The sequence below is a fragment of the Pseudomonas vanderleydeniana genome, assembly GCF_014268755.2.
In the GTDB taxonomy this organism is placed as follows: Bacteria; Pseudomonadota; Gammaproteobacteria; order Pseudomonadales; family Pseudomonadaceae; genus Aquipseudomonas; species Aquipseudomonas vanderleydeniana.
This window is the reverse complement of sequence record NZ_CP077093.1, coordinates 3,850,168-3,868,374: the sequence shown is the minus strand read 5'-3', so window position 1 is coordinate 3,868,374 and position 18,207 is coordinate 3,850,168. Positions and strand designations below refer to the sequence as shown.

The window sequence follows — 18,207 nt, the reverse complement described above, 5'->3', positions numbered from 1 at the left end:
TCTCGACAAGTTCAACAACAGAGAGGCGATACCATGGGTGTTTTTGACTATGAAAATGCGGGTTCGGCAGTCTCCAAGGCGCTGTACGGTGATGCGATGGCGATCACCTTGTACTCCTACCACAACATCGACAACGGCCTGGCCGTCGGCTACCAGCAACACGGCTTCGGCCTCGGCCTGCCGGCAACGCTGGTCAAGGCGCTGATCGGCGGCACCGATGCCCAGGGCGTCATTCCCGGAGTGCCCTGGAATCCCGATTCGGAGAAGGCGGCGCTGGCGGCGGTGAAGGCGGCCGGCTGGACGCCGATCAGTGCCAGCCAGCTGGGCTATGCCGGCAAGACCGATGGCCGGGGCACTTTCTATGGCGAGAAGGCCGGCTATACCACCGGGCAGGCGGAGGTGCTGGGCAAGTACGACGCCGCAGGCCACCTGACCTCCATCGGTATTGCCTTTCGCGGTACCAGCGGCCCGCGCGAGACGCTGGTCACCGACACCATCGGCGATGCAATCAATGATCTGCTGGCCGCCATCGGTCCCAAGGACTATGCCAGGAACTACAGCGCCAATGCGTTCGAGGGCCTGCTTGACAGCGTCGCGGCGTTTGCCCGTGCCAACGGCCTGGGCGGCAAGGATGTGCTGGTCAGCGGCCACAGCCTGGGTGGCCTGGCGGTCAACAGCCTGGCGGATCTGAGCGCGGATCATTGGGGTGGCTTCTACCGGGACGCCAGCTATATCGCCTTCGCCTCGCCGACCCAGAGCGGTGCCGGTACCCACGTGCTGAACATCGGTTATGAAAACGATCCGGTGTTCCGTGCACTCGACGGCTCCAGCCTGACACTGGCGACCCTGGGCGTGCATGATGGCTACCAGGCTTCGGCGACCAACAATATCGTCAATTTCAACGATCACTATGCATCCGATACCTGGAACGCCATGCCGTACTCCATCGGCAACATCGCCACCTGGCTATCGCACCTGCCGACGGCCTATGGCAACGGTCTGCAGCGCATCGTCGACTCGACGTTCTACGACCTGACCAGCAAGGACTCGACCATCATCGTCAGCAATCTGTCGGATCCGGCGCGGGAGAAGACCTGGGTACAGGACCTCAATCGCAACGCCGAGGCCCATACCGGCACCACCTTCATCATCGGCAGTGAAGCCAGCGACCTGCTCAGGGGTGGGCGAGGCAACGATTACCTCGAAGGCGGTGGCGGCGATGATACCTTCCGCGATGACGGTGGCTACAACATCATCCTGGGCGGCAAGGGACACAACACTCTCGACCTGCACAAGCCCCTGGACAGTGTCGAGATCGCCAATGACGGCCAGGGCACGCTGTACATTCGCGATGCCCAGGGGGGGATCACCATTGCCAAGGATATCGGCACGCTGGTCAGCAGCGAGCCCTATCTGGTGTTCCTGAACCGGGATGTGGCCCATCAGGTCGGCAACCACAGCCTGTCCGGCGGCCAGTATGTCGCTTCGCAGGTCGGTGACGCGGGAGCTGATACACTGACCGCGAAGGCATCCGGTGAGTGGCTGTTGGGCAATGCTGGCAACGATCATCTGGTCGGTGCGGCCAAGGGCGGCAACCTGTTCATCGGTGGCTCAGGCAACGACCTGATGGAGGCGCGCGGTGGTGGCAACACCTTCCTGTTCAACGGAGCCTTCGGCCAGGACCGCATCACCGGGTTCCAGGCTTCGGACAAGCTGGTGTTCATGGGCTATGCCGATACGCAGGGGCACAATATTCTCGATCATGCCAAGGTGGTGGGTAGCGACACTGTGCTGAGTTTCGGTGCCGATTCTGTGACGTTGGTCGGGGTAGGGCTCGATGCCCTGAAGGGAGCCAGCGCAGTGATTGCCTGAGTTCTGTTGGGCTGATGCTGACTGGCCGCCTGCGGCGGTTCGCGGGCGAGCCCGGCTCCTACAGTGGATCGCGTCGTACACTGGTTTCGTGTACGACATCAACCTCTGTAGGAGCGTGGCTTGCCCGCGAACCGCCCATGGCGGCCAGGCGACCTTGTCTCAAGGCTGCTTCAACAGCACAAAATCGTTCTTGTCGAACCGCCCGCTCAGTACTGGCACCAAGGCGCCAGTCGGCGTGCCCTGCAGCTTCTGGTAGTCCTGCCTGTCCATCACCAGCCACGCCGGGCCGGTCACGGCCTGGAGCTGTTCCGGTGTCCCGGTGAACACCGGCTGCAGGTCTTCATCGAGGTTGACCATGAACTTGATCGCCTTGGCGTCCTTGCCCATGGCGTGCAGGACCACGGGGGCTGGCGCCTCGTGGATCAACTGCCGGGCGGCCCGGGTGAAGGTGCGGGTGTCATAGGCGGTACGCTCGACCGGCTCGACGATCAGGATATAGCTCGCCCACATTGCCAGCACCGCACAGGCCGCCAGGCCCAAGGCGCGCCAGCGGGCCTGAAACAGCGCAAGCACGGCGATGATCTGCAAGGCCCCCACCAGCCAGGGCGCAACCCCCAGTGTTGGCAGTTCTTCGGGGAAGCGCCGATGCAGCAGGATCATCCCGCCGATCAGCAGTCCCGGCAGCAGCAGCCAGATGCCCTGGGTGAAGCCACGCAGCCAGGTGAACAGTCGTCCCTGGCTGGTCTGGAACGGAAAGGCTGCGACGATGGCAATCATGGGGATCATCGGCAGGATGTAGCGCGCCTTCTTCGCCTGCGGCACCGACAGCCCTAGCATCACGATCAGGCCGGCGGCCAGGCAGTAGAGCGTCAGTTGCAATGCCGGGCCCCGCGGCTGGCGACCACCGGCGAGCAGCGCCGCCACCACCAGGACCGCCAGCGGATAAGCCAGGGCGTAATTGCCGAACGAGCTGCTGAAGTAATACAGCACGCTGCTGGAGCCTTCACTGCCGTCCATGCGGCCGGTGAACTGCATGCGGATCACTTCATTGAGGAAGAAGCTGCCGCCATCGAGCCAGGCCAACCAGAGCAGCAGGGCTATGCAGGCCGCCAGCAGGCCCAGGGCCTGGAAGCCGAACACGAAGAAACGCCGCCATTGGCCGCCCAGCAGGTAGTAGCTGCACAGCATGCCGGTGGGAATCACCAGGCCGATCGGACCGCGGATGGCGAAGCCCAGCACCAGCAGGGCGAGGATCCAGGCATGGCGCTTCGGTGCAGCGAAATGCTCGGCCGCGTAACCCAGGTAGAACACCGTGAAACCGACGGCGGCCAGCAACAGGTCCAGCGAGACGGCGCGGGTCTCGGTGATGAAGGTGTTGCTCAACAGCAGCAGGGCGATGCTCAGCAGGGCCCAGCGTGGGGAATAGGGGGCGACCAGGCGATACATCAACACCACGATCCAGGACGCAGCGAGCGCACTCGGCAGCCACGCCGCCAGGGCATTGACGGTACCGAAGGGCAGGGCGAACAGCCAGACCAGCAACGTCGAAAAGGCCGAGTAGTCGGGGTAGGGCTCGCCGTAGGTGGTCGGGAAGAAGCTTGGACCGTGGCGCAGCATTTCCTGGGCGAACAGCACGAAGCGTGAATCGAAGCCAATGGCCGCCTGCTGGTAGACGCCAGCAAGGAACAACAGCAGGGCGATCAGGCCCAGGCCCAGGGATTGACGATTGAGGGTATCGCGAGAGGTCAATGTCACAACGAAGTCCTTGTGAAAGGAGGATGACACCGTTTTGAGGGCGCTGAGGAAATCTGTAGGAGCGTGGCTTGCCCGCGAACCGCCGCCAGGCGGCCATTCAATGACCGCACAGGGGGCTTTTGGACCGCTATCGCCAGCAACCCGGCTCCTACAGAGGCACGCCGGGGATCAGGCTTCTACCTGGCCATGGCGGGTTACTGGCAGATCCAGCGACGCGCCGCGACCGATCGCGAAATAGGTGAAACCCTTGCGCTGCATGCGGTTGGCGTCATACAGGTTGCGACCGTCGAAGATCACCGGGGCCTTGAGGCGCTGATGGATGCGCTCGAAGTCCGGAGCCTTGAACTGCTGCCACTCGGTGCAGACGATCAGCGCGTCAGCACCCACCAGGGCGGCTTCCGGTGTGCCCATCAGCGACAGGCCCGGCTCATCCGGGTACAGGCGCTGGGTTTCCTGCATGGCTTCCGGGTCGAAGGCACGGACCTGGGCGCCCGCGGCCCACAGCGCTTCCATCAGCACACGGCTTGGCGCATCGCGCATGTCGTCGGTGTTGGGCTTGAACGCCAGGCCCCAGAGGGCGAAGGTCTTGCCCTTGAGATCGCCCTTGTAGAACGCGTTGATGCGGTCGAACAGCTTGTGTTTCTGCCGCTCGTTGATCGCTTCCACCGCCTGCAGCAGATCGCTGGAGCAGTTGGCTTGCTGGGCGCTGTGGATCAGGGCGCGCATGTCCTTGGGGAAGCACGAGCCGCCGTAGCCGCAGCCCGGGTAGATGAAGTGGTAGCCGATACGCTGGTCGGCACCGATGCCCATGCGCACGGCCTCGATGTCGGCACCCAGGTGTTCGGCCAGTTCGGCGATCTGGTTGATGAAACTGATCTTGGTCGCCAGCATGCAGTTGGCCGCATACTTGGTCAGTTCGGCACTGCGCAGGTCCATGAACATGATGCGGTCATGGTTGCGGTTGAAGGGGGCGTAGAGGTCACGCATCACTTCGCGGACTTCCTCACGCTCGCAACCGATGATGATGCGGTCCGGGCGACGGCAGTCTTCGACGGCGGAACCTTCCTTGAGGAATTCCGGGTTCGAGACGATATCGAATTCCAGGTCGCGACCGGCTTTTTGCAGGCCTGCCTCGATGTGGGCGCGCAGAGTGTCGCCGGTGCCGACCGGCACGGTGGATTTTTCCACCAGGATCAGCGGTTCCAGCCGATGCCGAATCACGGCGTCACCGACCGACAGCACGTACTTGAGGTCGGCCGAGCCATCCTCGTCCGACGGCGTGCCGACCGCGATGAACAGTACCTGGCCATGCTCGATGGCGAGTTTTTCATCGCTGGTGAAGTGCAGGCGGCCACTTTCCAGATTGCTCTTGACCATGGTCTCCAGCCCTGGTTCGAAGATCGGGATATGGCCCTTGCGCAGCAATTCGATCTTGTTCTGGTCAACGTCCATGCACACGACGTCATGACCGACTTCGGCCAAGACAGTCGCCTGTACCAGGCCTACATAACCGCTACCAATTACGCTGATTTTCATACGGAGTCCCTAGGACGGGGTATACGTGGAGAATTGATCGTAAGAACACCCAGGATGACCAGCGCCACCCCCAGTGTCTTGGAAAGGCTGAAGCTTTCGTTGAAGAACGGCAGGCTGGCCGCCAGCAGGTAGACCAGTGCATAGCTGACACTGAGCAGCGAGTAGGCGCGACCCAGCGGTACGTCGCGCAGGGCCATCAGCCAGCAGAGCATCGACAGCGCATAGGCCAGAATCGAAGCCGCTACGACGGCCAGGGCCACCAGCGAGACGTTGCCGGTCATCAGCGCGTCCAGCCACTGGCTTGGCTCGGGCAGGCGCGTCATGCTCCAGCGCATGCCCAACTGGGCGCTGCTGACCAGCACCACGCTGCCGCTGGCGAAGGTGAAACCGCGTGCCAGGCTCATAGATGCAATCCCAGCAACACCACGCCGGCCATGATCAGGGCGACGCCCAGCCAGTGGCGGCGGTCGATCGATTCCTTGAACAGGTAGTGCGCCACCAGGGTGATCAGCACGAAGTTGAGGCTGAGCATCGGATAGGCGATCCCGACCTCCAGTCTCTGCAGTACCAGCAACCACACCAGCAGGCCAAGGCCGAGGCTGGCCAGGGCCAGCCACAACCAGGGCGAACGCAGCTTGTCGAGCGCGCCCAGGGAGGTTTCGCGCCAGCCTTCGACGGCGAACTTCTGGGCCACCTGGCCCAGGCACGTCAGCAGGCAGGCGCTGAGGAGGAGGATCAGGGTCATGGAGCGCTCTGTGGGAAAATCAGGATCACGATGTTGCCCTCGTCGTAACGCTTGTAGTCCTTGGGCAACTTGTCGATTTCACGCAGCTCTTCCTCGTCCTTGACGCGCATCACCACGCCGACCTGGCCTTCGCGGCGGGCCTGCTCCATCCAGCCCTGGATCTGGTCCATGTCCTGGGTGCGGTGCTCGGCTTCCGGGTAGGAGAGGCCATACTTCACTTCACCCTGGGTGTTATAGAGGGTGATATCGGTGCGCTTGACCCGCCAGGCCAGGGCCGAGGCGGCGCCCAGGTCGTTGCTCAGCAGGTGGCGGCTCTTGGCCAGTTCCTGTTCGTGATCGGCGATGAACTGGTCGGGCATCTTGTTGTGCACGATCACGCTCGGCATGGCTGCCGGCAGCAGGGCGATCAGCAGGCCCATGCCCAATGCCGGCAGCGCCCACAGTTGCAGCGGCTTGAACGCGGTCAGGGTATTGAACAGGATCCAGCCGACGATCACCACGCACAGCAGGGTCAGGTGCAGCGGTTCGTTGTCGTAGAACGGCTTCTTCAACTGGAAGAACACCACGGCAGCCAATGCCACCACGCCCAGCAGCAGGTTGAGCAGGCCATTGAGGCGTGATACCCGGGCTTGGGCCCGGTTGAGGCGTTCCATCAGCGAATGCCCCATCAGTAGTGCCAATGGCATCAGGCACGGCATGATGTAGGTCGGCAGCTTGCCGCGGCTGAGGCTGAAGAAGGCCAGTGGCAGGAACAGCCACAACAGCAGGAAGGCGGTGATCCGCTGGCCCTTGCCTTTCCAGGCATCCTTGAGCGTGATCGGCAGCAGCAGTGCCCAGGGCAGGCTGGAAACCACAATCAGCGGCAGGTAGAACCACCAGGGGCGAGTGTGCTGGGCATCTTCGGCGGCGAAACGGCGGATATGCTCGTGCCAGAAGAAGAAACGCCAGTAGTCCGGCTCCTGCAGGTGCACCGCGATGACCCAGGGCAGGCTGACCAGTGCAGCGACCAGCACCGCGACCAGGCCGTAGCCCACCAGCTCGCGAAAACGTTTCTGCCAGATCATGTAGGGCAGGGCGATCAGCACGGGCAGCATCAGCGCCAGGAAACCCTTGGTCATGAAGCCCCAGCCGCAGGCAAAGCCCAGGGCTGCCCAGGACAGCAGGCGCGCCTTGCGGGTCTGGCTGTCGATCGCCAACCACAAGGCGACGAAGCTCAGGTTGACCCAGAAGGTGAACTGTGGATCGAGATTGGCATAACCGGCCTGGCCGGCGATCAGGCCAAAGCTCATGAACAGCGCCGCACTGGCGAAGCTCTTGCGCGGGTCGTTCCACAGGCGTCCGGCCAGCAGATACACCAGCAACACGCTCAGGCCCGTGCTCAGGGCTGAAGCGAAGCGTACGCCGAAGAAGTTTTCGCCGAAGATCGCCTGGCCGATGGCAATCATCCAGTAGCCGGCAATCGGCTTCTCGAAGTAGCGCAGTTCCATGAAATGCGGCGCGGCCCAGTGGCCGCGCAGGAGCATTTCCTGGCCGATCTGCGCGTAGCGGGTTTCATCCGGAATCCACATGCCGTGGCCCATCAAGGGGGCCAGGTAAAACAGCAGGAAAGCGAGGAACAGTAATGGCAAAGCCCAGCGTCTGGTCATCCCTGTTGTACCCCCAGCCAGCCTTCACGGCCACTGAGGGTGCCACGCACCAGGCGACCTTCGGGCAGCCTGTCCAGCTGTGCCGGCAACAGGTTGACCAGGGGTTGGAACTCGATATCACGTGCCTTGGCCTGAGCCAGCAACTGACGAAAATCGTTGGCCATCAGAATCCCTTCTACTTCTGCATGGATGGTGTAGACATTCAGTTTCGCCGGGCTGAACCGGTCGAGGATGAATGCGTTGAAATCTTTCGCGGCCAGGTCCGCCCCGACGACTTCGTCGAAGGTCGGCAGGTCCACGGGAATTTGTGGGGTACCCGGGCTACCGTCCGCCAGCCGTGGCAGGAACAGGCCGTGTCCCCGGCAGTCGCTGTTGTAGCGAAAGCCGAAATGTTCTTTGGCTTGCACGACGCGCTCGTCCGCCCGCCAACCGGCGGTGGCAGAACACTCGACGGCTTGCCCGGTGATGTCGCTCAGGCAGTCGACGCCGCGGCGGATCTGTTCGATCAGCTCGGCTTCGCTCCAGCGTCCGGCATTGGCCTGCCAGCCGTGGTGATCCCAGGCGTGCAGGCCGACTTCATGACCGGCGGCCAGGGTCTGGCGCATCAGGTGCCCCAGGTCCCGGCCGATCGGCTTGCCTGGCCAGGCGGTGCCGGCCAGGAGAATGTCCCAGCCGTACAGGCTGGCTGCCTTGGAACGCAGCATCTTCAGCAGGAACTGCGGCTTGATGAGGCGCCACAGGTGGCGCCCCATGTTGTCCGGCCCGACGCTGAAGAAGAACGTCGCCTTGACCTGGGCCTCGTCGAGCAGTTCCAGCAGTCGCGGGACACCCTCACGGGTGCCGCGATAGGTGTCTACATCGATACGAAGTCCAGCTTGCATCAGCGTTTTTCCGCGATTTCGATCATGGCTTCCTTCAGGAAGAAGTCCAGGGTGTTACCGATGGTTTCGCTCATCTCGACGGTCGGCTCCCAGTTGAGCAGGCGCTTGGCGTTCTCGATGCTTGGCTTGCGGTGTTCCACGTCCTGGTAGCCGGCGCCGTAGAACGCCTTGCTCTCCACTTCGCGGAAACCGGCGAACGGAGGGAAGTTGCTGCGCAGCGGGTGAGCTTCGAACTGACGCAGCAGTTCTTCGCCCAGCTGACGGATGCTGGCTTCGTTGTCCGGGTTGCCGATGTTGATGATCTGGCCGTTGCAGCTGTCGTTTTCGTTGTCGACGATACGGGCCAGGGCCTCGATGCCGTCGGCGATGTCGGTGAAGCAACGCTTCTGCTCGCCACCGTCGAACAGGCGGATCGGGGTGCCTTCGACCAGGTTCAGAATCAGCTGGGTGATAGCACGCGAGCTACCGATACGAGCCGAGTCCAGGCGGTCCAGGCGCGGGCCCATCCAGTTGAACGGACGGAACAGGGTGAAGTTCAGGCCCTTGGCGCCGTAGGCCCAGATCACGCGGTCCAGCAGTTGCTTGGAGACCGAGTAGATCCAGCGCTGCTTGCTGATCGGGCCGACGATCAGGTTCGAGCTGTCTTCGTCGAAGTTCTTGTCCTGGCACATGCCGTAGACTTCGGAGGTCGACGGGAAGATCACGCGCTTGTTGTACTTGACGCAGTAGCGAACCAGTTTCAGGTTCTCTTCGAAGTCCAGTTCGAATACGCGCAGTGGGTTGCGGGTGTATTCGATCGGCGTGGCGATCGCCACCAGCGGCAGGACCACGTCGCACTTCTTGATGTGGTACTCGATCCACTCGGAGTGGATGCTGATGTCGCCTTCGACGAAGTGGAAGTTCGGGTGGCTGCGCAGGCGCTCGATGGCGTCGGAGCCGATGTCCAGGCCATAGACTTCATACTTGTCGTCACGCAGCAGGCGTTCGGACAGGTGGTTGCCGATGAAACCGTTGACGCCCAGGATCAGCACGCGGGTACGGCGCTTCTTGCGAGCCGCTTCGGCGCCACGCAGCAGGGAACCGTCAACCAGGCCCAGCTCGTTGGCCAGTTGCGGGCCGCTCAGGAACAGGCCGTTTTCGTTGCGCTGGCCGGCGTTGATCACCAGCGAGTCTTCACCACAGGCGATGCGCAGTGGGTCAACGCTGATGACGCGACCAGGAGCCTGGCCTTCGTTGCCCTTGACGACTTCAGCGCCCCAGACGATCAGCTTGTGCTCGCCCACGGCGCAGAATGCACCCGGATAAGGCTTGGTCACGGCGCGAACCAGGTTGAACAGTTCTTCGGCAGGCTTGCTCCAGACCAGCTTGCCATCGGCAGCGGTACGGCGGCCGAAGTAGGTGGCCTTGGACTCGTCCTGGGCGGTTTCGCTCAGCTTGCCCTGGGCCAGTTGCGGCAGGGCGTCGCGCAGCAGGTTGGCGGCGCTGTCACGCAGCTTGGCGTGCAGGCTCAGGGCGGTGTCGGAGCGCTCGATGGCAACGCGGTTCTGCGCCAGGATCGCGCCGGCATCGGCACGCTTGACCATGCGGTGCAGGGTCACGCCGGTTTCGGTTTCGCCGTTGACCAGCACCCAGTTGGCCGGTGCGCGGCCGCGGTAGCGTGGCAGCAGCGAGCCGTGCAGGTTGAACGCGCCATTCTTGGCGGTCGCCAGCAGGGCTTCGCTCAGCAGGTTGCGGTAGTAGAAGGAGAAGATGAAGTCCGGGTTCAGCTTGGCGATACGCTCGATCCACAGTGGGTGGTTGGCGTCTTCCGGTGCGTGCACAGGAATGCCCTTGAGGGCGCACAGTTGGGCAACCGAACCGTAGAAGGTGTTTTCCTTGGGATCATCGGCGTGGGTGAACACGGCAGCGATTTCATAACCTGCGTTCAGCAGCGCTTCGATGCCTGCGCAGCCGATATCGTGATAGGCAAAGACGACAGCTTTCGGATTCATGGTGCAACCTGATTGGAGGTAGTTGTAGAAGGGGTTTGCTCGACGGTGCTGCTGGCAGACGGCTGACTGCGCAGCACTTTCTCGATGAAGAAGCGTGGACGGGCACGGACGTCGCTGTACATGCGACCCAGGTACTCACCCAGCAGGCCCATGCCGATGAACTGGCCACCGGTGAAGACGAACAGCACGGCGAAGAGCACGAAGGTACCGTCGCCGGCCCAGGCGGCGCCAAAAATCAGGCGCAGGAAGATCAGCAGCAGGGAGAACAGCGCGCCGAGACCGGCCATGCCGAAACCGATGATGCTCAACAGCCGCAGGGGCGTGGTGGTCATGCAGGTGACCAGGTCGAACATCAGGTTGATCAGGCGCATCGGGCTGTACTTGGAGTCACCGTGCTCGCGCTCGGCGTGCTGCACCAGCACCTCGGTGGTGTGGCGGGCGAAGCTGTTGGCCAGGATCGGGATGAAGGTGCTGCGCTCGCGGCAGGCGAGCATGGCGTCGACGATGCTGCGGCGATAGGCGCGCAGCATGCAGCCGTAGTCGCTCATGGCCACGCCGGTGGAGCGTTGCACGGCCAGGTTGATCAGGCGCGATGGCCAGCGGCGGAAGGCCGAATCCTGGCGGTTGTTGCGCACGGTACCGACCACGTCGTAGCCCAGCGCAGCCTGGGCCACCAGGCGCGGGATTTCTTCCGGCGGGTTCTGCAGGTCGGCGTCCAGGGTGATGACCACGTCACCGGTGGACTGCTCGAAACCGGCCATGATTGCAGCGTGCTGGCCGTAGTTGCGGTTCAGGATCACGGCAACCACCGGGCTGCCTTCGCGCTCGGCGGCTTCCTGAAGAAGGTCGGCGGAACGGTCGCGGCTGCCGTCATCGACCAGGATGATTTCCACTTCCTGGGTCAACTGGGCGCAGGCGGCTTCGGTACGGCGCAACAGCTCGGGCAAACTCTGTTCTTCGTTGTAGACCGGTATGACGATCGACACGCGCTGAATCGGGTAAGGTTTCAAAGGCTTCTTTCCAGAAAGGTTTCAGTAGTGCAAGCGATGATCTGCGTCATCGTGTGGCAGGCCAGATTTCAACACGTGAACGATGACCTGTGCCAGTGATGCAGGCAAGAACGAGACCAGCTCGTAGGAAGGTGCCGAACACACACGATGAACATCCGGCGATTAAAGCCCAAAACCGCAAAAGGTAAAGGAGTAAAGCAGCGTTATCTTCATGATTTTCATCAATTCCCTGACGTAAGGTCCTGGACGGAGCCTACGTTAAACGTAGATATGTGAAAAGCCTATGAAAGATAGATCAACAACGTGTCCTTTTTGACATATAGACAGGCTTTATTCAGGAAATCGGGTGGATGTGAAAACTTGTAACGCTTTTTGACTTGCAGTTGGTGTTTTTTTGCTCAATTGGGCCGTAACCGCTTCGAGCATAAGGATTTTTCTGGCAGGCTCCCAGTGCTGTACGAAAATAAGTAATCTGCGAACAGATTTTGTATTCGGGACGCCTGGATGAATCAATACACGCCGCGCAACTGGCAGCCCCACGAACGTCCCAGCCTGCCGGGTTCACCCTCGACGCCCCTGCATTCGACGCCCAGGCGCCTGGCTTATGCGATGGTCGGGCTGCTGGTGGCGCTGACGGGCGGGTTGGGCAACGCCCTGGTGGTGGCCAATTTGCCTTACCTGCAGGGCGCGCTGGGTGCCACCACGGCGGAAATGGCCTGGTTGCCGGCGGCCTATGTGATGACCAACGTCTCGATGAACCTGCTGTTGGTGAAGTTCCGTCAACAGTTTGGCTTGCGCGCCTTCACCGAGGTGTTCCTGGTCCTCTACGCCCTGGTGACGTTCGGCCACCTGTTCGTCAACGACTTGAGTTCGGCCATTGCGGTCCGTGCCGCCCATGGCATGGTCGGTGCCGCTCTGAGCTCCCTCGGCCTTTATTACATGATCCAGGCGTTTCCCGCCAAATGGCGGCTCAAGGCCCTGGTGCTGGGGTTGGGCACTTCGCAGCTGGCCTTGCCGCTGGCCCGGTTGTTTTCCGAGGACCTGCTGCAGATCGCCGAATGGCGAGGCCTGTACATGTTCGAACTGGGGCTGGCGCTGGCGGCGCTGGGGTGCGTGTTCCTGCTCAAGCTGCCGCCGGGTGACCGCTTCAGAACCTTCGAAAAACTGGACTTCCTCACTTTTGCGGTACTCGCCACTGGCGTGGCGTTGCTGTGCGCGGTGTTGTCCCTGGGACGTATCGACTGGTGGTTGGAGGCGCCGTGGATCGGTTTCGCCAGTGCCGCATCGATCGCATTGATCCTGGCCGGGCTGGCCATCGAACACAACCGCAGCAATCCGATGTTGATGACCCGCTGGCTGGGCAGCGGGGCGATGATCCGCCTGGCGCTGGCGGTGATCCTGATTCGCCTGGTTTTTTCCGAACAGTCCACTGGTGCGGTGGGGTTCCTGCAAGCGCTGAACATGGGCAGCGAGCAGATGCGCAGCCTTTATATGGTGATGCTGGTGGGGAGCATCGCCGGTCTGGCCGTCAGTGCTCTGACCATTCACCCGGACCACCTGTTCATGCCACTGATCATTTCCCTGGCGCTGATGGCGCTGGGCTCCTCGATGGACAGCTTCTCGAACAACCTCACGCGTCCGGCCAACATGTACCTCAGCCAGTTCCTGCTGGCTTTCGGCGGCACCTTTTTCGTCGGCCCGACCATGGCGCTGGGCACCCGCAACGTCATCACCAACCCGCGCAACCTGGTGAGCTTCTCCGTGCTCTTCGGGATCTGCAACAACCTCGGCGGGCTGATCGGCTCGGCGTTGCTGGGGACCTTCCAGGTGGTGCGCGAGAAAATCCACTCCAGTAGCATCGTCGAGCACCTGACCCTGAGCGACCCGCTGGTGGCCGCCCGGGTGCAGGGCTCGGCCGCCGGCTATGCCTCGACGATCTTCGACCCGGCGCTGCGTACCACCCAGGGCATGCGCGCGCTGGCCACGGCGGCGACCCGCGAGGCCAACGTACTGGCCTATAACGATGTGTTCATGTTGATCGCGCTGATCGCGGTGCTGACCATGCTGTGGATCTTCCTCCGCAGCCTGTGGCTGATGAGCACCACGCGGCGGGTCGCCGGCAAGACCTCCACTTCCATCTCCAGCAGCGGTGCCACACCACGATGAGCGAATCCGTCACCACCACCAATGCCATTGCCGCCACGGCCGAGGGCCAGACACCTCCCGGTGCCTCGGCGACCGAGCCGCGCTCGTTGCGGGTTCGGATCATTTCGTCGCTGGGCTTTGCCGCGATCGCCCTGACCGGCGTACTGATCGTGCTGTACGCCTGGCAACTGCCGCCGTTCAGCAGTGCCATCGAGAGCACCGAAAACGCGCTGGTGCGAGGGCAGGTGACGTTGATCGGCCCGCAGTTGAGCGGGTACGTGTTCGAGGTGCCGGTGCAGGACTTCCAGCACGTCAAGGCGGGCGACCTGCTGGTACGCCTGGATGACCGGATCTACAAGCAGCGCCTGGACCAGTCATTGGCCCAGTTGGCGGTACAGAAGGCGGCCCTGGCGAACAACCTGCAGCAGCGGCGCAGTGCCGAGGCGACCATCGCCCAGCGCCGGGCGGCCCTGGAGAACAGCAAGGCCCAGGCGCGCAAGAGTGACGCCGACCTGGCGCGCAACCAGGCACTGATCGCCGATGGTTCGGTGTCCCGTCGCGAGCTGGACGTGACCCGTGCCGATCATGCGCAGACCCTCGCGGCCATCGCCCAGGCCGAGGCGGCGCTGGAGATTTCCCGGCAGGACCTGCAGACGGTAGTGGTCAACCGCGACTCGCTGGAGGCCGCGGTGACCAATGCCGAGGCCGCGGTCGAATTGGCTCGCATCGATCTGTCCAACACCCGGGTGGTCGCGCCCCGGGACGGGCAGTTGGGGCAGATTGGCGTGCGCCTTGGCGCCTATGTGAACTCGGGGGCGCAGTTGATGGCGCTGGTGCCGGAGCGACGCTGGGTCATCGCCAACATGAAGGAGACGCAGATGGCCGAGGTGCGTGAAGGGCAGGCCGTGACGTTTACGGTCGATGCGCTCGATCACCGTCGGTTCAGCGGTCGGGTGCAGCGGATTTCGCCGGCCACGGGCTCGGAGTTCAGTCTCTTGCAGGCCGATAATGCGACCGGCAACTTCGTCAAGATCGCCCAGCGGGTGCCGGTACGGATCACTGTCGATCCGGGCCAGGATCAGGCCGAGCGGTTGCGACCGGGGATGTCGGTGGTGGTGAGCATCAATACGCGCAGCGAGGTGAAGGCGGTAGAGGAGGAGGCCTTTTGAGCCTCCCCCCGCCGTGATTGGCTATTTGGCGGCCTGTGCCCGGATATCCTCCATCAGCCCATCGATGCGCTTGAGCTGTTCGCGGTTGTCATGATCCCAGGGGTGGAAGCCCGGCTTGAAGTAGTCCAGCCAGGGCAGTGCGATGCGTGGAAACACCCCGCGTGTACCGAACAGGTACTTGGCCATGCGCCACCAGCCACGCAGGTGATGCCCGGCCTTGCGGTCGGCGATCAGCAGGCGGACATGGAAGTCGAACACCACCAGCCAGAAAAAAAAGGTGGTCGACAGCATCGCCCCGGTGCGCAGTAGATAGCGCTTGGGACCCGGCTTGATCACCGTATTCCAGACATCGAAGGCCACCGACTTGTGCTCGGTTTCCTCCAGCGCATGCCAGGTCCACATCTGTCGGTAGCCTTCGACCGAATCGCCGAAGCGGCTCGGGTCGCGCAGCAGGATGTCGGCGAGCATCGCCGTGTAGTGTTCCAGGGCGATGGTGATCGCCAGGTTGAACGACGGCGCAAAGTGTTTCTTCTGGAAGTCGAGGATGGCGCGCAGGCGTCGATCGAGCAGGTGCGCCGGCAGTCCAGCCCCCTGCAGCAGATCGTTGTAGAGCACGTGCTCGCGGCTGTGCATGGCTTCCTGGCCGATGAAGCCCTGGATCGCCTTGCGCAGTTGCGGATCCTCCACCTGGTCGCGGTAGTGGCGCACACTGTCCATGAAGAACAGCTCGCCGGAAGGAAACAGCAGGGAGAGGGCGTTGAAGAAGTGGGTGACCCAGGGGCCCTCGGCGTGCCAGTCCTTGATGCGGTCGGCTGGCAGGTGCGGGTGAATGTCGCGTCGGATCGGCAGCATGGCTGGTTCTCCTGAAAGATCGGTTGAGGGCGGTCAGATCCCGCCCGAGTCCTTGACGTCGTAGCTCGCGGCCTTGTTCTTGCGCCGGCCCAGCGGCGACAGGCGCCGGGTGGCGAACACCACCAGGGCCTGGTAGGCGCTGGGCAGCAGGCGCACGAGCAGGTCCAGTGCATGGGCGTCACGACCGATCAGCACGCGGCGGCGGTTTTTGCGCACGCCTTGCAGGATCACTCGGGCGGCCTGTTCGGCACTGGTGATGAACAACTTCTCGAAATCGGCCCGGGCCTGTTGTTCGCTTTCGATCAGCAGGCCCTTGACGTTGTCGCTGATGCGGCTGGAGCGGGCGATATCGGTGCGGATGCCGCCCGGGTGCACGCTGGTGGCCGAAACGCCGTAGTCCATCAGGTCGAGCTCCTGGCGCAGCGCCTCGGTAAAACCGCGCACCGCGAACTTGCTGGCGTTGTAGCCGCTCATGCCGGGCTGGGCGAACAGGCCGAACACGCTGGAGGTGTTGATGATGTGCCCCTCACCTGACTGCCTGAGGTAGGGCAGGAAGGCCTGGGTGCCGTGAACCACCCCCCAGAAGTTGATGCCGACGATCCACTCCAGGTCCTCCAGGCTCATGCCCTCGATGGTGCTCGACAGCGCCACGCCGGCGTTGTTGAAAATCAGGTTGACCTGGCCGTGCTCGGCGGCCGTCGCCGCCGCCCAGTCGAACATCGCCTGGCGGTCGGCGACGTCCAGCACCTGCGAGCTCATGCGCAGGGGCAGCAGTGCCGCAGAACGGGCCAGGACCAGGGTCTGCTCCAGGCCGGCGGCGTTCCGGTCGGCCAATGCCAGATGACACCCCTCGCGGGCCAGGGCTATGGCCAGGGCACGCCCCATGCCGGAGCCGGCACCAGTGATAGCGGCTACCTTGCCGTCGAATGTCTTCATGAGTGGCTGCCTTGTGCGGGTTCGATAGGGAGGGGCGCAGCGTCGGCAGGGTGTTGGAAACTGTCGCCGACGGTGAGGTAGTCGCGCAGGGCGAAATGCCGGGTGACCTGGCGAAAGCGCCAGGTGGACCCGGGCCACAGGGTGGTGTTCTTGCCGGTGCGTGGGTCCAGGTACCAGCTGCGGCAGCCACCGGTGGACCAGATTGCTCGCTTGAGTTGCTGTTGCAAACGGCTGTTGTACTGGCTTTCGACCTCCGGCCGGACTTCCAGGGCGCGGATCCGCTGGTCGCGCATCTGTTTCAGTGCCTGGAGGATGTAGTCGACCTGGGCCTCGATCATCAGGATCATCGAATTGTGTCCCAGGCCGGTGTTCGGGCCGATGATCATGAACAGGTTGGGGTAGCCGGGCATGCAGGTGCCCAGGTAGGCATGAGCGCCTTCTTCGCGCCAGGCCTCCATGATATCCAAGCCGTTGCGGCCGATCAGCAGGCCGTGGGGCAGGGGCTCGGTGGCCTGGAAACCGGTGCCGTAGATCAGGCAGTCGACCGGGTGGCGCACGCCGTCGCGGGTGATCACGGCGTCGGCCTCGATGCGCTGGATCGCCTGGGTCACCACCTTCACATGGCTACGCGTCAGGGCCGGGTAGTAGTCGTTGGAGATCAGGATGCGCTTGCAACCGATGGTGTAGTCGGGCGTCAGCGTCTTGCGCAGGGTCGGTGCCGCTACCTGCTTGTGCAGGTGGCGCAGGGCGATCTTCTGCACCAGCTTCATCAGCCTGGGATGGCGGGCGAAGGCGATGACCCGGCTTTCGAGCGCCCAGTAGATGGCCGAACGGGCCAGGCGCTGGGTCACCGGCAGGTGCTTGAACAGCCAGCGTTCGCCGCTGGACAACGGACGGTCGGGCTTGGGCAGGATCCACGGTGGCGTGCGTTGGAACAGGCTCAGGTGAGCCACGCGCGGAGCGATCTGCGGCACGAACTGGATCGCGCTGGCGCCGGTACCGATCACCGCGACGCGCTTGCCTTCCAACGGGTACTGGTGATCCCAGTACTGGGAGTGAAAGCGCTTGCCGGCGAAGCTCTCCAGCCCCGGAATGTCTGGCAGCGCCGGGCGCGACAGCCCGCCCATGCCGCTGATCAGCACCCGGGCACTGACCTCGCGCCCGTCGGCGAAGCTCAGTTGCCAGCGTTGCTGCGCTTCGTCGTACACGGCTTTTTCCAGGGCCATGTTGTAGCGCAGGTGGGGCGTCAGGCCGAAGTCGCGGGCACAGCGCTCCAGGTAGGCGCGTATCTCCGCCTGGGGGGCGAACTGCCGGCTCCAGTGCGGGTTGGGGGCGAAGGAAAAGGAATAGACATGGGACTGCACATCGCAGGCGCAGCCCGGATAGTGGTTGTCCCGCCAGGTACCGCCGAGCGAATCAGCCCGTTCGGCAATGAAGAAATCGGCCATCCCGGCCTCTTTCAGCTTGATGGCCATGCAAAGCCCGGCAAAGCCGGAACCGATGATCGCGACATCGACCGATTCGCGGCCTACGGGGGGTGACGAGTACGCATTCATGGTGTGTACCTCGATTGTGGCGACGCCTGACTGTCAGTTTCGTCGCTGGGAGAAAACCCGGTGTTGCACAATTAAATTATTTGTTTTAAAAATTAATTTAAATAATTTACCTG

At 63.0% G+C, this 18,207-nt stretch carries 14 protein-coding genes; 3 read left to right on the top strand and 11 right to left on the bottom strand.

What is annotated here, in order from left to right; translation table 11 throughout:
• The first annotated feature begins 33 nt into the window (after nt 1–33).
• A complete protein-coding gene (locus tag HU752_RS17395; protein WP_186682776.1) occupies nt 34–1,872 on the top strand; it encodes a polyurethane esterase in 1,839 nt (612 codons plus the stop codon).
• A 159-nt stretch (nt 1,873–2,031) separates the two neighbouring features.
• Here HU752_RS17395 and HU752_RS17390 read toward each other — a convergent pair whose 3' ends face one another.
• The 8 genes from HU752_RS17390 to arnC all read right to left on the bottom strand — a co-directional run bounded on the left by HU752_RS17390 (nt 2,032) and on the right by arnC (nt 11,436).
• Nucleotides 2,032–3,627, bottom strand: a complete 1,596-nt coding sequence (locus HU752_RS17390) for an ArnT family glycosyltransferase (RefSeq protein ID WP_186682778.1) — start codon at nt 3,625–3,627, stop codon at nt 2,032–2,034.
• A 168-nt stretch (nt 3,628–3,795) separates the two neighbouring features.
• On the bottom strand, nt 3,796–5,163 hold the full coding sequence (locus tag HU752_RS17385) for a UDP-glucose dehydrogenase family protein (RefSeq protein ID WP_186682780.1): 1,368 nt from the start codon (nt 5,161–5,163) through the stop codon (nt 3,796–3,798).
• Nucleotides 5,160–5,567, bottom strand: coding sequence for a 4-amino-4-deoxy-L-arabinose-phosphoundecaprenol flippase subunit ArnF (gene arnF / locus HU752_RS17380; protein WP_186682782.1), 408 nt, complete (start codon nt 5,565–5,567; stop codon nt 5,160–5,162). Before arnF ends, HU752_RS17385 begins: the two co-directional genes overlap by 4 nt.
• Nucleotides 5,564–5,908, bottom strand: coding sequence for a 4-amino-4-deoxy-L-arabinose-phosphoundecaprenol flippase subunit ArnE (gene arnE / locus HU752_RS17375; protein WP_186682784.1), 345 nt, complete (start codon nt 5,906–5,908; stop codon nt 5,564–5,566). The genes arnF and arnE overlap by 4 nt, the downstream gene beginning before the upstream one ends.
• Nucleotides 5,905–7,554 carry a lipid IV(A) 4-amino-4-deoxy-L-arabinosyltransferase gene (gene arnT / locus HU752_RS17370; protein ID WP_186682786.1) on the bottom strand — a complete coding sequence of 550 codons (1,650 nt, stop codon included), beginning with the start codon at nt 7,552–7,554 and terminating at the stop codon, nt 5,905–5,907. Before arnT ends, arnE begins: the two co-directional genes overlap by 4 nt.
• The gene (gene arnD / locus HU752_RS17365; protein ID WP_186682788.1) at nt 7,551–8,435 is read right to left on the bottom strand and encodes a 4-deoxy-4-formamido-L-arabinose-phosphoundecaprenol deformylase; all 885 of its coding nucleotides are present in this window, start codon (nt 8,433–8,435) and stop codon (nt 7,551–7,553) included. Before arnD ends, arnT begins: the two co-directional genes overlap by 4 nt.
• The gene (gene arnA / locus HU752_RS17360) at nt 8,435–10,426 is read right to left on the bottom strand and encodes a bifunctional UDP-4-amino-4-deoxy-L-arabinose formyltransferase/UDP-glucuronic acid oxidase ArnA (protein WP_186682790.1); all 1,992 of its coding nucleotides are present in this window, start codon (nt 10,424–10,426) and stop codon (nt 8,435–8,437) included. The genes arnD and arnA overlap by 1 nt, the downstream gene beginning before the upstream one ends.
• Nucleotides 10,423–11,436, bottom strand: a complete 1,014-nt coding sequence (gene arnC, locus HU752_RS17355) for an undecaprenyl-phosphate 4-deoxy-4-formamido-L-arabinose transferase (protein ID WP_186682792.1) — start codon at nt 11,434–11,436, stop codon at nt 10,423–10,425. The genes arnA and arnC overlap by 4 nt, the downstream gene beginning before the upstream one ends.
• A 504-nt stretch (nt 11,437–11,940) precedes the next feature.
• Here arnC and HU752_RS17350 point away from each other — a divergent pair.
• The gene (locus HU752_RS17350) at nt 11,941–13,602 is read left to right on the top strand and encodes an MFS transporter (protein ID WP_186682794.1); all 1,662 of its coding nucleotides are present in this window, start codon (nt 11,941–11,943) and stop codon (nt 13,600–13,602) included.
• Nucleotides 13,599–14,750: an HlyD family secretion protein gene (locus HU752_RS17345; protein WP_186682796.1), complete on the top strand. Its 1,152-nt coding sequence runs from the start codon at nt 13,599–13,601 to the stop codon at nt 14,748–14,750. Before HU752_RS17350 ends, HU752_RS17345 begins: the two co-directional genes overlap by 4 nt.
• Before the next feature lie 21 nt (nt 14,751–14,771).
• Here HU752_RS17345 and HU752_RS17340 read toward each other — a convergent pair whose 3' ends face one another.
• The 3 genes from HU752_RS17340 to HU752_RS17330 are packed head-to-tail and all read right to left on the bottom strand — an operon-like array spanning nt 14,772 to nt 18,094.
• Nucleotides 14,772–15,602 carry a metal-dependent hydrolase gene (locus HU752_RS17340; protein WP_186682798.1) on the bottom strand — a complete coding sequence of 277 codons (831 nt, stop codon included), beginning with the start codon at nt 15,600–15,602 and terminating at the stop codon, nt 14,772–14,774.
• 33 nt (nt 15,603–15,635) lie between these two features.
• Nucleotides 15,636–16,538, bottom strand: coding sequence for an SDR family NAD(P)-dependent oxidoreductase (locus HU752_RS17335; protein ID WP_186682800.1), 903 nt, complete (start codon nt 16,536–16,538; stop codon nt 15,636–15,638).
• Nucleotides 16,535–18,094 (bottom strand): flavin-containing monooxygenase, encoded by a 1,560-nt coding sequence (locus tag HU752_RS17330; RefSeq protein ID WP_186682802.1) that lies wholly within the window; start codon nt 18,092–18,094, stop codon nt 16,535–16,537. The genes HU752_RS17335 and HU752_RS17330 overlap by 4 nt, the downstream gene beginning before the upstream one ends.
• Between the last annotated feature and the right edge of the window lie 113 nt (nt 18,095–18,207).

Coding starts and splice junctions, on each gene's coding strand:
- HU752_RS17395 (WP_186682776.1), top strand. CDS start 34: ATGGGTGTTTTTGACTATGAAAATGCGGGTTCGGCAGTCTCCAAGGCG.
- HU752_RS17385 (WP_186682780.1), bottom strand. CDS start 5,163: ATGAAAATCAGCGTAATTGGTAGCGGTTATGTAGGCCTGGTACAGGCG.
- arnF (WP_186682782.1), bottom strand. CDS start 5,567: ATGAGCCTGGCACGCGGTTTCACCTTCGCCAGCGGCAGCGTGGTGCTG.
- arnE (WP_186682784.1), bottom strand. CDS start 5,908: ATGACCCTGATCCTCCTCCTCAGCGCCTGCCTGCTGACGTGCCTGGGC.
- arnT (WP_186682786.1), bottom strand. CDS start 7,554: ATGACCAGACGCTGGGCTTTGCCATTACTGTTCCTCGCTTTCCTGCTG.
- arnD (WP_186682788.1), bottom strand. CDS start 8,435: ATGCAAGCTGGACTTCGTATCGATGTAGACACCTATCGCGGCACCCGT.
- arnA (WP_186682790.1), bottom strand. CDS start 10,426: ATGAATCCGAAAGCTGTCGTCTTTGCCTATCACGATATCGGCTGCGCA.
- HU752_RS17350 (WP_186682794.1), top strand. CDS start 11,941: ATGAATCAATACACGCCGCGCAACTGGCAGCCCCACGAACGTCCCAGC.
- HU752_RS17345 (WP_186682796.1), top strand. CDS start 13,599: ATGAGCGAATCCGTCACCACCACCAATGCCATTGCCGCCACGGCCGAG.
- HU752_RS17340 (WP_186682798.1), bottom strand. CDS start 15,602: ATGCTGCCGATCCGACGCGACATTCACCCGCACCTGCCAGCCGACCGC.
- HU752_RS17335 (WP_186682800.1), bottom strand. CDS start 16,538: ATGAAGACATTCGACGGCAAGGTAGCCGCTATCACTGGTGCCGGCTCC.
- HU752_RS17330 (WP_186682802.1), bottom strand. CDS start 18,094: ATGAATGCGTACTCGTCACCCCCCGTAGGCCGCGAATCGGTCGATGTC.